A 13,285-nucleotide genomic window follows, 5' to 3' on the forward strand; every position below is an offset into this window, starting at 1 on the left:
CCGGGCGTTGTTATCCCATCGGCGGCTAACCCCACCCCAACCCTCCCCTTCGCAGGGGAGGGAGCAACGATTGTAGCTCCTCCCCCTGGCAAGGGGGAGGCTGGGAGGGGGTCATCAACCTAAAAGCGATTAACCCTTGATAACCGGCGGCGGTAATTCGCGGTAATAGTCGGACCACGCCGCGTACCGTTCCGGCTGCTGCCATAAGCGGTAATGGAGACGGGATATCGTCACCGGATCGCTTAACAGCGCCAGGCGCTGGTTATTGTCGACCTCTTGCGGTGTGCGCCCCAGCGCACCGTTGACGTTCTGCTCGCGTACCGCTTCAATCGCCTGGCTGAAACGATGACGGGCAGTGGCCATCGCGCTGGCCAGCGCATTGATCGACGGATCAAAAACCGCCTGAATAAAGCCATGCTCCAGTTTGCGCTGACGATTCAACCGGCAATACTCATCGGTGGCCACGAGTTCGCGCGGCGGTTCGTATTCCTCAGGGATCAGCAACAGTTTGGCGCGTTTACAAGCCAGCCCCAGCGTGGCGCGGCTGGAATAAACCGAGACAAACGGCGAAAGAATCAATGAGAAGACGATCGGCGAAAGCCACCACAGGAAACGCAGATCCAGCCACGCCATCCCTATCGCCCAAACCAGCCCCAGGGTTAATTGGGAACCGTGGCGAATAAAGGCTTCCTTCCAGGGGGTGGCGTCGTCGTCACGCTGCGGCGATTTCCACTGTACCGACCACCCAAGGAAAGCGCTAACCACAAAGACGGTATGAAACAGCATTCTGACCGGCGCCAGCAGCACGGAGAACAGCATCTCTATCAGCAGGGAAATAAACAGCCGGAAAGCGCCGCCATAGGCCTTCGCGCCTTTGGCGCAAATCAGAATCACGCTTAATAATTTCGGTAAAAACAGCAGCACCAGCGTGGTGGAGAATAGCGCGATAGCCAACTCCGGACGCCACTGCGGCCATACCGGAAATAGCTGTCTGGGCTGCAGAAAGTACTGCGGTTCCATCAGGGTATGCACCACCTGCAAAGCCGTCGACAGCATCAGGAACATAAACCATAGCGGCGCCGACAGGTAAGACATCACCCCGGTCAGAAATACCGCCCTGTGAACCGGGTGCATGCCTTTAACCAGGAACAGCCGGAAGTTCATCAGGTTGCCGTGACACCAGCGGCGATCGCGTTTCAGCTCATCCAGCAGGTTAGGCGGCAACTCTTCATAGCTGCCCGGCAGGTCATAGGCGATCCACACCCCCCATCCGGCACGGCGCATCAATGCCGCTTCGACAAAGTCATGGGAAAGGATGGCGCCGGCGAACGAACCCTCGCCCGGCAACGGCGCCAGCGCGCAGTGCTCGATAAAGGGTTTCACCCGGATAATGGCGTTGTGGCCCCAGTAATGGGATTCGCCCAGTTGCCAAAAATGCAGCCCGGCGGTAAATAACGGACCGTAGACGCGGGTGGCGAACTGTTGACAACGCGCATACAGCGTATCCATGCCCGACGCTTTCGGCGAGGACTGGATAATCCCCGCGTTCGGATTCGCTTCCATCAGCCGGACGAGAGAGGTCAGACATTCGCCGCTCATGACGCTGTCCGCATCCAGAATAACCATATAGCTGTACTGGCTGCCCCAACGGCGGCAGAAATCATCAATGTTGCCGCTCTTGCGTTTTACCCGGCGGCGGCGGCGGCGATAAAAGATTCGTCCCGCCCCGCCCACATCCCGGCAAAGCTCCATCCAGGCTTTCTGCTCGGCGACGCAGGTATCCGCATCGTTACTGTCGCTCAACACATAGATATCGAAGTGATCGAGCATCCCGGTGGCGGCCACGGATTCATAGGTGGCGCGCAGGCCGGCAAAAACCCGCGCGACATCCTCGTTGCAGATAGGCATGATAAGCGCGGTACGATGTTCCGGATTGAGCGGCTCATCGCCAACCGTGGTGGAAGAGATGCTGTACTTATCCCGTCCGATCAGCAGTTGCAGAAACCCCATCAGGGCGGTCCAGAAACCGGCGGAAACCCAGCAGAACAGCACCGCGAACAGCACAAGAATGCCGCTCTGCAACACATACGGCAGCAGTTGCAGGAAAGATTGCATCAACGGCTGACCGGCCATTTCAAACGGATCGATCAGCGCCCAGCCTTGATAAGGCAGGATGGTTTTCATATACCAGGTGGCAATCGCCGTCTGAAAAAGCGTCAGAATCAGCAGGATATAACGCCGTACCGTCCCCACTAAGCGCCATCGGTTTTCAGCGATGGTCTCTTCTGGGGTAGTGTGATGGCGAGGCGGCACCGTCCGGCCCAGTAAACTTTCCCACCAGCGAACCAGCGGATTAGTACGCCAGACATCGGGAAACATGGAGGAACGCGCGATCGTCGGCATCGCCTTCAATGCGGTCCGCCCTTGCGTATCCTTGCCCAGTTGAGCGCCGTTATTCAGGCCGTCGGGCCAGGCCATTTCCAGACGAGCCTGAACCGAACTCAGCGCGGCATCTTCTTCCGCCTGAGCCTGGACCTGGTCGTCGCCGGCCAATGCCTGATGCAATGCCGATTGATCGATAATCTCTGACGGTGAGAGCTTTTCACGCAGAACCCTCGCCTGCTCGGCAGGCAAGGGCAATTTCTCGATGTAATCGAGAGAGGAAGTTGACTTATTCATTGGCAGGTAGCTGATAACTCCAGGTTTCAGTCAATGTTGTTTCACCATTAATCAGCGCAGCCCGCATTTCCGTTGGCTGTTTCGTGTCTTTCACGCGCAAACGCAGCGTCAAACGCCAGCCGTGGGTCACCGGGTTATAGCGAACGCTGCTTTCAACAATCTCGCCGTTTTCGCCGATACTGACCTGAGAGGCAACGGGGGTTGCCTCATCCAGCGCTTTTAGCGTCGGTCCGACAAAGTCCACGATAAAAGCAATAGTGCCATCGGGCTGACGGATCAGGTTCGACTGTTTAACATCCCCGGTGGAGCGACGGGTCTGCTGAACATAGGCGACATCTGGTGAATGCAGTTTCTCTTCATCGCGGGTGAAACGCAGGCGATATTTCAGCTCCAGAGGCTTGCCGGTTTCAGGCAACACGTCCGGGGTCCAGAAAGCGACGATATTGTCGTTGGTTTCATCCGCCGTCGGAATTTCAACCAGCTCGACCTTACCTTTGCCCCACTCGCCTTTCGGTTCAATCCAGCCGCTGGGACGCAGATCGTAGCGATCGTCAAGATCTTCATAAGCGGAGAAAGCGCGGCCGCGCTGCAGCAAACCAAATCCTTGCGGATTTTCCACCGCATAGGTACTCACCGCCAGATGCCGGGGATTATTCAAGGGCCGCCAAATCCACTCGCCGTTGCCGGCGTGAATCGACAAGCCGTTTGAATCATGCAGCGCCGGGCGGTAGTTCTGCGTTGAAGTGGGCTGATTCGGCCCGAACAAATACATACTGGTAAGCGGCGCCACGCCCAGCTTACCGACCTTGTCCCGCAGGAAGACTTTGGCCTGAACGTCAATAACGCTGTCGCCCCCCGGATAGACCACAAAGCGATAGGCGCCCGTCGCGCGCGGCGAATCAAGCAATGCGTAGATCACCAGGTGTTTATCGTTCGGTTTCGGCTGTTCGATCCAGAACTCGCGAAAGCGCGGAAACTCTTCACCGGAAGGCAGCGCGGTATCAATAGCCAGCCCGCGAGCGGACAGGCCGTAAACCTGGCCTTTACCGACCACACGGAAATAACTGGCGCCCAGCATACTGACAATTTCATCGTCTTTATCCGCTATATTAATCGGATAGAGAACTTTAAAACCGGCGAAACCAAGGTTTTTCACCGTTTCGGGATCGTGATTGACCGAGCCAAAATTAAAGTAATCTGCCGAATATTTAATCTCGTTTACCGTTGTGGCAGTCACTTCATTAATTTTTACCGGCGTATCAAAATACATCCCCTGATGATAGAACTGTAATTTGAACGGCGTCTGCAACGTATTCCAGTATGATTTTTCGTGATTGAATACAATTTGCTGATAGTCGGCAAATTTCATATCACGCAGCGGTGCCGGAAGATTGCTCTTCGGCGCTTCAAAACTTTTCGCCGCCAACTTCTCCGCCTGTTGAGCAACATCGTCAATCGAAAATGCCCAAGCCGGCGCGGCGCTTAACGACAACACGACGACCGCTGAAAGCCAGCGAAGGCCGACGGCCCGCTTTTTAAATCCACATTTATTAACCAGCACAACTCCCCCTGTACGTGTGCTTCAAATTAAATCCATAGTAATGGATAAGTTAGCTTTCCGACAACTTGATAAAGGTATGGTTCATCATAATAGGTCAGCGTTTGAGCAACGAGAGCGCCAATAGATGATAAACCGGTCCCGCGTTTACGCAAAGAGCAACCCATCCCTCAATCCGGACAGCATCAGTAAGACTTTATTGTTTGAAAAAATTGAAAATTACTCCCCAAAAGACCAACTAAGAAAAATCTTAATAATTTTTAAGCATACCTATCCATAAAATATCGGATATCCGTACTATCTGGCTGCAGGAATATTCCGTTTATCGAACCGGGTAATTTATCCATCCGCACCACGCATGGAACGCGACGGGCCGTATTTATGTAATAACACGTGATGCCGTTTATTCACAGGAAACATGTGGTAAACAAACATTTGTATAACGAAAACCGCACGGATAAGGTACAGTATCCGTCACTGAATTCGATACGGCTTACATCATCTCGCTATGCTTTTGTCCCTGTTGCGACGACGACGTTTTCCAGCCTGGCTCGCTATCTTCGCCACGCTGACCATTTTCATTGCGCCAGTGATTTCACAAACGCTGGCGCACCACGATCGCGCTATCAGTCAAACCTTAAGCATAGCAACGGCTTCAGCAGAGCATCATCACGCCGGACATCAAATTTCCGGCGCGCGTCATGGTCAAACGCCCCCTTCTTCTCACCCCCAGCCCGTATCAATGATGGATCATGCGGCCTGCGGCTATTGCGTTCTCTTTTCTTACACCCCGGCGTTGGCTGACGTCGGCGGCATTATCCTTGCACTAACGCCGACTCTATCCCGTACCCGGGCGATAGCCTTCTCCTCCCGCATCATCCCGCTAACGCGATTTGTCTCGCCCGCGCCGCGCGCGCCCCCTTACTGAATATATATCAGTAAGCCTACGGGCATTTCTCCAGCAAACCAGACAACGATACCTTTTACAGGTATGGCGTTGGTTCTGGTCATTTTCCTGCCAACCGACTTCAGAAGGTGTTTTATGCCGCATTCCAAAACTCAGGCATCGCCGCCCGCGGCCGCGTTATCCGGGATAATGCCGTCAGACGCCGTATCACCACGTGCCGCGATGATCGCCTTATTTATCCGTCTTCATTTTTATATCGGTATTTTTGTCGGGCCTTTTATTTTCATTGCCGCGCTTACCGGTACGCTATACGTACTGACGCCGCAAATTGAAAACCGGCTTTACGCTCATCAGCTTTTTACCCAAAGTCATGGCGCGCCCCAATCGCTGGAAGCGCAGATCCTGGCCGCCCAGACGGCGCTGGGACATCGCCATAAGGCGCAATTAACCGCGCTGCGCCCCGCGGCCGCACCGGGCGAAACCACCAGGGTGATGTTCGCCTCTCCTGAACTGGGGCCGTCGGAAAGCAGGGCTATCTTTATCGATCCCGCATCGCTGGAAATTCGCGGCGATGAAACCGTCTATGGCACCAGCGGTATCCTGCCTTTCCGTACCTGGCTTGATTACCTGCATCGGGGATTATTGCTCGGTGATATCGGGCGAAATTACAGTGAACTTGCCGCCTCCTGGCTATGGGTCGCTGCGTTGGGCGGGGTGCTAATCTGGGGAGCCACCCGGCATTCGGCGACCACGGGCAGACGGCGTAATAAAAAAGCGCCGCGGACGCCGGCGGCGCAAAAGCGGCGTTTGCGCCGCTGGCATACCGTTATGGGACTATGCCTGCTGCTTGGCCTGCTGTTTTTTTCCGCCACCGGCCTGACCTGGTCAAAATGGGCCGGCAGCAATATTTCGGTGGCGCGTAGCCTGTTAGGCTGGCAAACCCCGGCGGTGAAAACCCAGCTTATCGGCGAACCTGCGACGCTATCGGCCCATCACCATGGCGCCGATAGCCACCCTACTATGCCCGCGGATATGCCCGCGGATGAACATGCGGAGCATCACGCCCCGATGCCGATGCCTCAGGCTGTCGATAATCCCCCTGAAATGTTTGATCGGGTATTGGCCATAGCCAGAGACGCGGGCATTGATGCCAAAAAAATCGAAATAAAACCCGCGTCCAGACCCGGCCAGGCGTGGACAGTTTCAGAAATTGACCGCGCCTGGCCGACGCAGGTTGATGCGGTTGCCATTAATCCCGCGACGCTGGAGATCGTCGACAAAACGGATTTCACCACCTTTCCGCTGGCCGCCAAACTGACCCGCTGGGGGGTTGATGCGCATATGGGCGTATTGTTCGGCCTGCCGAATCAGATTCTGTTGGCCGCTTTCGGTCTCGGCCTCTGTACCATGATTGTCTGGGGATACCGGATGTGGTGGCTGCGGCGGCCACGGCACGGCGACGGCAATAATCCGGTTAAAACGCTGACCGGCGCGCTCTTGCAGGTGAATTTTTTCTCCAGGGTACTGCTGGTAGCCGTCAGTTGCCTGCTGGCGATATGCCTGCCGGTGATGGGCGTCAGTTTGCTGCTCTTTATATTGATTGACGTTATTCGCTGGCAGCGGAGTCGAACGGTAACGCGTCAGACGGCGCTTGATTAAAAAGCGACGGATGCGCTTTTAAGCGTCGCCGGCGAGCGCCTGAAAGGCGGCAGGCAGGAAAAGCCCGCCATTGGATTAGGCAATGGCGGGCAGAAATGGTAAGGAATAATGCCGGATTAGCTTAAAACGCCGCCCAATCCGCCAGTTCTCCCGCTTTCTTCTCTTTCGCGGGAACGGTCTCTTCCGGGGAGGGCAGAACCGCCGTTGCCGCTTTTCTGTCTGATGCCGCTCCCGTATACGCCGAACCCAGTTTAAACACGCTGACCGTTTGGGTAAGGCTATGCGCCTGATCCTGTAGAGAGAGCGCCGCGGCGGCGGATTCTTCAACTAATGCCGCGTTTTGCTGGGTCGTGGTGTCAATCTGCCCCACGGCCAGGTTAATCTGGTTAATGCCGTCGCTCTGTTCACGACTCGCCTGAGCAATTTCACTGATGATGCCGTTAACGCCCTGAACATTGGTCACCAGTGAATTCATCGTGACGCCGGTGTCCTCTACCAGCCCCATACCGTCCTGAACCTTCTTGAAGGAATCATCGATCAACTCTTTAATCTCTTTGGCGGCGGTAGCGCTTCTTTGCGCCAAGGCGCGAACCTCGCTGGCGACGACGGCGAATCCCCGCCCCTGCTCGCCCGCCCTCGCCGCCTCTACCGCGGCATTCAGTGCCAGGATATTCGTCTGGAAAGCGATGCCGTCAATCACGCCGATAATTTCGGCCATGCGCTGCGACGAATCCCGGATGCCGCGCATTTCCTGCGTCACTTTCTCCATCATTGCGCCGCTTTTCTTCACGGTTTCCGAGGTGTCGGCGGCCAGCTCGGTGGCCTGCAGCGTATTGTCGGCGGTATTTTTTATCGTCGACGTCAACTGTTCCATCGACGACGCCGTTTCCTCCAGCGAACTGGCCTGCTCCTCCGTTCTGGCGGAAAGATCCTGGTTACCGGCCGCAATCTGCGATGCCGCGCTGGAAATCGTCTCCGCGCCGTCCCGCACCTGGCTGACGATTTGCCGCAGGCTGATATTCATATTATGCAACGCCGTCAGCAACATCCCGGCTTCATCTTTACGGGTGACACGGATTTGCGAGGTTAAATCGCCTTTAGAGACATTCTCCGCGATCGCCAACGCTTCCTGTATCGGATGCGTAACGCTGCGGGTGATCAGCGAGGCAATAATCAGCCCGGCGATGATGCTGGCAATGATGACGATTGCCATAAGAGTGCGGGTTTCCCGGTAGCTTTCAGCAACATCCTGCGCCGACGCCGCCATTTTGGCATCTTGCGATTCAATCAACTCGGCAATCTTATCCTTGTACTTCTGCTGGACGACGCGGGTAACATTGAAATACTCGGCCGTTGCGCCGGTCTGATCGCCCGCAACGGCAAACCCCGACAGCTTATTGGCCGAGGCGAGGAAGTCTCTGCGAATGTCTCCGATGGAGCTCAATATCGCCAGCGACCTTGCGTCATCCACATGTTTGTGCAGATATTCCATTAATTGAGATACTTTTACTGAACTCGCTTTGGTAAGTTCCAGTTGCTGGTTAACCTCTGCTTCTGACTTCAGCAATAGCAGCAACTGTTGATTATTAAGAAAGGCGTTTAACTCATCAATCAGCTGATTGCTTTTCACCGTCAATGGATAATCCCGCGTGACAATATCATCCATTTTATTATTAAAATCAGTCAGCATGGTTATAGCAACGCTTCCCACAATCAGCAGCATTAAAACCAGGAAAGCAAACCCCGCCCCTAATCGATATCCTATACGCCAGTTGGATAAACTCATTAAAATCTCCTTTATTCATCCTTTCCATCTGCATTTGGAACAATAGACGCCACTCGGTCTCACGCAAGACCGAGCAAAATATAATCAAGCCCAAATACCGATAGTTCCAATTTACTTCTCATATTTAAAAAGGCATGAATCCTGGACAGAGTATTTATTAGCCAATGATAAATCTAAAAAATACGCCAGGATGCGATACCGTCGAACAACGCTTGTAACGGTGAAAACAGGAAGCGGGACCGGTCAGAGCAAACTGCTAATCGCCATAATCCTAATGTCACCCAAAAGTGTATCGGCACTCAGACAATAATCTTTATATCTTCCCCGTCTATATTGCATGGCTTGCATATCTATTTAATCGATCGGTTTTTTATAACTTACCCATTTAAAAGATAGGTAGGGTTATTTACTATAAAATAAAAGAGGAAATAATAAAGAGTAAATTTATAAATAATTAAAAAAAAGCATCTGTGTTTGATGGAAATATAATAATTAAAGTAGAATTCAGAAAGGTAAATATTATTAAAAGATAAAAAAGAATGACATAATAACCTATGTCATTCTTTTTTATATCAGGCAATTAAAGTCAGGTATGTTTCCTTCCAATGAGCTTCGCATTCCATACGGGCATTGGGAATATAATGTGATTTTAAACGCCAGTATGGATTATCAATGACCCAGGTGACCACGGCGACATCATGAGAAAAGACGGTTTGCTGAGTATAGATAACAGCAAAATACCCACCTTTATGGTCACTCTTGTAGATCTCATACCGATGAAGTCTATCATCATCATCTTGTACAAAAACCAGCGTTTCCTTAAGAGTTCCCATTAACATAATTGCCTCCTTAAATGATATGTATAATCATTATCGGCAAAAATATGAGAAACCTTACTGATCAATATCAATATCGCAGATTTTGCCGTTAGCTAACGGCAAATAGCATTGCCATATCACAATTCGTTAACGCCACGATCGTTGTGACATAACATGCTGTAAAGACGGGCGCTATTTTTTCCTGGAGCTGCCTTTGGCCTTATCTTTAAGTAATGCTCTGATTTTCTTTATTTCTTTCTCAGTCAACCGGTCCTCAACCGCCTCTTCGGTATGTTGGTTATCAACCGCTGTCGACGCGGGCGCCTTGTTGCCCTTATCAAAACTTCGCAGCAGCCGTGTGGTCACTTCAGCACTGATTGAAACCTCATTTTCCAGTGCCGCGGCTTTAATCTTCTCTTTCAAATCCAAGGGGATTTTCAACGACAGGCTAGATATCTCACTCATTTTATTACCTTTCTCATCGGATAAAACACCAAGCTATGATAGTCCTCAGACAATGTCCATAGCGTAACAAAAATTTAATATTTTCGTCATGTAAACGCCGGCGGCGGCTCGTTATCTATTTTTAAATTCCGGTTTGCCCAATCTCCGGGTTAACTAATTGATCATGAAATATTAACGGCATAGAATATGCGGTGCATAAGAAAAAAAGGAAATAAACGTGCCGCCTCAAACCCCGTGGGAGTTAATCAAACTCATTTACTTCATCGGTTTTGCTATTTCGCTCGTGATTACGTTCCTGCTAAGCAAGGATAAGTCGCTGGCTATCCGGCTCCTGACCTCTTTGCTGATAGGGCTCACCTGGCCGCTGAGCTTTCCCGTCGTTTTGCTGTTCTCCATTTTCTAGCCGCTGCGGCGTTCGCCGAAGATAACTTGCTCCACACCTGGCCGTACGGCCTTGAATCGGCCAAAATATCCCCAATACTAAGCAAAGGTTCACTATTCTCTGGAGGTAATGATGGCGAGTGGCTGGGCAAATGACGGGGCGGTTCAAGATCAAATCGACGCTACCGTGGATGATGCCGTCGCACGCGCCCGCAGTCGGTTAAATAACGGGGAAAGCGCGCGCTACTGTGATGAATGTGGCGTTCCAATTCCGGAGGCCCGTCGCCAGGCCTTACCCGGCGTGCGGTATTGCATCCAGTGTCAGGAAGAAATCGATAAAAAAAACTCGCAGAACAGCGGTTATAACCGGCGCGGCAGTAAAGACAGTCAGCTGAGATAACCCAGCGCGGCTTATTCCGGGTAACGGGAATAAGCCGCAAGGCTCTGCCTAGCGAACAACCAATACGGATGTTTTAGCATGCCGCACAATAGCCGCGGCATTCGAACCAAGAAGATAGGTTTTGACATCGGGCCGACGTGAGCCCACGACGATCAGATCGGCATTGATTTCCTCAGCCAACTGCAGCACTTCATCTCTTGGCGTACCAAAACTCACGCTGAATGACAAACGGGATGAAGGAAGATCAATAGTTTTAGCAAGGGCTTTCAGTTTGTCGTTGGCTTTAACTACCGCCTCATTTTCAAACTCTTTTATGCCGAAAGAATAGGCGGACAAAAATGCCGACGCATCCGGAAGCGCATGAAAAAGATGCACCGTCGCCCCGGATATTTTTGCCAGCCTTACCACATGGACAAGCGCATTGCTGGTCAATTCATCTTCTTCAATATCAACCGGCACTAAAATGGTCGTATACATGATAGCTCCTTACCTATGTGAACCATTATACAAAGGGTAGCTCGCCCTACCGGCAAGTAACATGATCTTGTTCACCTTTGTGCGGTAAGGACCAGCAAAGCCGCTCGCGTATTGCTTAACCGCCTTGCCAGTCCGTCAAAATTTCCCGGGTTGTTTTCACACGAATGGTGTTACCAGGAATGATGAAATTATGCCATACGTCATTATAGTGGGCGATCAATTGCTCAGCCCGCAACGCGCCGCGATCGGCGGTAGTATGGGCGTCAGAAGCGATAGTCAGCGCATAGCCACGGCTGGCGGCATTTTTAACCGTCGCATCGACGCAGTAGTCAGTCGCACATCCGCAAACCGTCAGGTGGTTGGCGCCCAACTCTTCGAGCAGCTCTGCAAACGATGTGCGATAAAATGCATCGCAGGCCGTTTTGCTAACAAACAAACTCCCTTGCGGCTGATTCAATTCAGGCAATATCTGCCAGCCTTTACTCCCCGCCGGTATCTCTTCGCCCTCATGCCGGATAAAAACGGTACGCTGTGCGGCAGCTGAAAGCTGGTTGATGCGGGAAACAATCAGTTCCTTATGGTAACGCGGCGTCTCAAACACGGCATTTTGCATATCAATAACCACCAGAACCTGCATCTTTTCGCCCCTTATAAAATATCAGGTTATCAACGATTTTATCATATCCTCCAAGCGGCAGGTACGCTCCACATAACTGTAATAAGGTAAATATCACCCACTACATATTTATCATGCCGGCTTTTCAGGTTTACAGAGATTGATTTATCTTCCAATTTTTATTTTTTATACTTTCTGGTGTTATGTGCAATGGTGAACTAAAGTTAATGCGTCGTGCTGCAACTGGCGCGTGGTCGTCATCTTTTTTATTCAAAAAATTTCATCCATATTTACTTAACCTCGTAATATGGCGTATTCCATTTGAGAAGGAAAAATAAATGCATACAGATTCCCCACAAACCGATAAAGAGACTTCTGATTATTATAAGGCTGCGGTTCCAATGAGCGAGATGGAATTACTGGGCAATATCGTTGATGAAATAATCCATTCCGGTCATGCAGTTACCAACAAATCTATCATTTCAAAGTTAGTTAGCAAGATTGAGAACGAAACCAATATAGCCGTTTTGGACAGGTACCGCGCCCTGCTGGAACTGGTCGTCCATAAGACACAGGATGATTTTCTGGTCTAATCAGAGCACCACGGAAGGATGCTCTGACTCCGAATAGCGATTTGAAAACCACCCAACAGGCGATCCACTTTTATACTTGATTAATTCATCCGTTGTTAAGAAACCCGGTTAGGCAATTTACAACCAACGGTTTCACCTACCTTGCATCACGATCAAAGTCAAAAGCATAAACTGATCGAGAGAGATATTTTTATATTTCCTTGAGCAGTTCAGCTGCGGATCACCGTTGCGGGCATCGCTTGCTTTTAATATTGCTCATTGTAAAAAGCGGAATAGTGATAAAAAACAAACAATACGCTAAATTAGCAGCCCCAATTAGATTAAATGCACTGTATTTCAGGGGGAACAACAAAACTTCATCAGGAAAACATATTAAGTGTTAGAATGTTTACCCGTACATCGAATTGGTGAAAGGTATGTCTATCTTTGATGCCCTAAAGACGTTCAGCAGCACATCCGTTAACGTCACGTGCCCGGAATGCTCTTTTGTTACTATGCAGCTACGGAGCAAAATACGTAACAACACCACGCTTATCTGCCCCAAGTGCGGTCACTTTTTTCTGCCAAAGGAGCCTCGAACCAACAAAGCATAAGCAATGTTTCCCTGCTCTATACGCAAAACCAACCGCGCCATAACCCCTTGCCCGGTGACCGTTGGGCGAAAAATTTCCCAACAGCCGGCTCAACGCGCTGCCTGCCCTGCGCAGAAAATCGCTTTAGCTGATACCCGCCACGCTATAACGTTAATTTATCTGCACAATGAGAGTGTGTCGCTCGCTTACTACGCTTTGGTTGATAATCAACATTGAGCAACCTCTTCCGGTTCAGCAATTTTGGCTTTAAGGCAGCGCATTTCCAGCGCCTGTTCGGATAGACTCGCTTAGCGACACGTCCACTGAATGGATAGGATTAGCGGATTCAGTTGTGTAGAATGTGAATACCGGCC

Annotated in this window: 13 protein-coding genes; 6 read left to right on the forward strand and 7 right to left on the reverse strand. The window is 51.2% G+C overall.

The features are described 5' to 3' along the window. Positions 1-129 precede the first annotated feature (129 nt). Positions 130-2,679: a glucans biosynthesis glucosyltransferase MdoH gene (gene mdoH / locus MFP24_RS14795; RefSeq protein ID WP_249230972.1), complete on the reverse strand. Its 2,550-nt coding sequence runs from the start codon at positions 2,677-2,679 to the stop codon at positions 130-132. Continuing rightward, complete coding sequence (locus MFP24_RS14800) at positions 2,672-4,240, reverse strand: glucan biosynthesis protein G (protein ID WP_249230971.1); 1,569 nt, start codon at positions 4,238-4,240, stop codon at positions 2,672-2,674. The genes mdoH and MFP24_RS14800 overlap by 8 nt, the downstream gene beginning before the upstream one ends. A 505-nt stretch (positions 4,241-4,745) precedes the next feature. Between MFP24_RS14800 and MFP24_RS14805 the strand changes: the two genes are divergently transcribed. Both MFP24_RS14805 and MFP24_RS14810 read left to right on the forward strand, forming a co-directional pair. Then, on the forward strand, positions 4,746-5,165 hold the full coding sequence (locus MFP24_RS14805) for a DUF2946 domain-containing protein (RefSeq protein WP_249230970.1): 420 nt from the start codon (positions 4,746-4,748) through the stop codon (positions 5,163-5,165). A 168-nt stretch (positions 5,166-5,333) separates the two neighbouring features. Next, positions 5,334-6,803, forward strand: a complete 1,470-nt coding sequence (locus tag MFP24_RS14810; protein WP_407062011.1) for a PepSY-associated TM helix domain-containing protein — start codon at positions 5,334-5,336, stop codon at positions 6,801-6,803. Positions 6,804-6,924: 121 nt separating this feature from the next. Here MFP24_RS14810 and MFP24_RS14815 read toward each other — a convergent pair whose 3' ends face one another. From MFP24_RS14815 to MFP24_RS14825, 3 genes are all read right to left on the reverse strand, one after another. Further along, positions 6,925-8,589 carry a methyl-accepting chemotaxis protein gene (locus MFP24_RS14815; RefSeq protein ID WP_249230968.1) on the reverse strand — a complete coding sequence of 555 codons (1,665 nt, stop codon included), beginning with the start codon at positions 8,587-8,589 and terminating at the stop codon, positions 6,925-6,927. 572 nt (positions 8,590-9,161) lie between these two features. Continuing rightward, positions 9,162-9,428, reverse strand: coding sequence for a hypothetical protein (locus MFP24_RS14820; protein WP_249230967.1), 267 nt, complete (start codon positions 9,426-9,428; stop codon positions 9,162-9,164). Positions 9,429-9,599: 171 nt separating this feature from the next. Next, positions 9,600-9,872 carry a hypothetical protein gene (locus MFP24_RS14825; protein ID WP_249230966.1) on the reverse strand — a complete coding sequence of 91 codons (273 nt, stop codon included), beginning with the start codon at positions 9,870-9,872 and terminating at the stop codon, positions 9,600-9,602. A gap of 217 nt (positions 9,873-10,089) precedes the next feature. On the opposite strand from MFP24_RS14825, the gene MFP24_RS14830 reads away from it, so the two are divergent. Continuing rightward, a complete protein-coding gene (locus MFP24_RS14830; RefSeq protein ID WP_249230965.1) occupies positions 10,090-10,275 on the forward strand; it encodes a GhoT/OrtT family toxin in 186 nt (61 codons plus the stop codon). A gap of 111 nt (positions 10,276-10,386) precedes the next feature. Beyond that, positions 10,387-10,653 carry a DksA/TraR family C4-type zinc finger protein gene (locus MFP24_RS14835; protein WP_249231154.1) on the forward strand — a complete coding sequence of 89 codons (267 nt, stop codon included), beginning with the start codon at positions 10,387-10,389 and terminating at the stop codon, positions 10,651-10,653. A gap of 48 nt (positions 10,654-10,701) precedes the next feature. Here the strand turns inward: MFP24_RS14835 and MFP24_RS14840 are convergent, their stop codons facing one another. Both MFP24_RS14840 and MFP24_RS14845 read right to left on the reverse strand, forming a co-directional pair. Beyond that, on the reverse strand, positions 10,702-11,130 hold the full coding sequence (locus MFP24_RS14840; RefSeq protein WP_249230964.1) for a universal stress protein: 429 nt from the start codon (positions 11,128-11,130) through the stop codon (positions 10,702-10,704). A 115-nt stretch (positions 11,131-11,245) separates the two neighbouring features. Beyond that, positions 11,246-11,767: an isochorismatase family protein gene (locus MFP24_RS14845; protein WP_249230963.1), complete on the reverse strand. Its 522-nt coding sequence runs from the start codon at positions 11,765-11,767 to the stop codon at positions 11,246-11,248. 317 nt (positions 11,768-12,084) lie between these two features. On the opposite strand from MFP24_RS14845, the gene MFP24_RS14850 reads away from it, so the two are divergent. Both MFP24_RS14850 and MFP24_RS14855 read left to right on the forward strand, forming a co-directional pair. Beyond that, positions 12,085-12,339 carry a biofilm/acid-resistance regulator YmgB/AriR gene (locus MFP24_RS14850; RefSeq protein WP_249230962.1) on the forward strand — a complete coding sequence of 85 codons (255 nt, stop codon included), beginning with the start codon at positions 12,085-12,087 and terminating at the stop codon, positions 12,337-12,339. Between the two features lie 416 nt (positions 12,340-12,755). Further along, positions 12,756-12,932, forward strand: a complete 177-nt coding sequence (locus MFP24_RS14855; protein WP_249230961.1) for a YnfU family zinc-binding protein — start codon at positions 12,756-12,758, stop codon at positions 12,930-12,932. Positions 12,933-13,285 lie beyond the last annotated feature (353 nt).

The sequence above is a fragment of the Brenneria tiliae genome, assembly GCF_023347575.1.
GTDB lineage: Bacteria > Pseudomonadota > Gammaproteobacteria > Enterobacterales > Enterobacteriaceae > Brenneria > Brenneria corticis.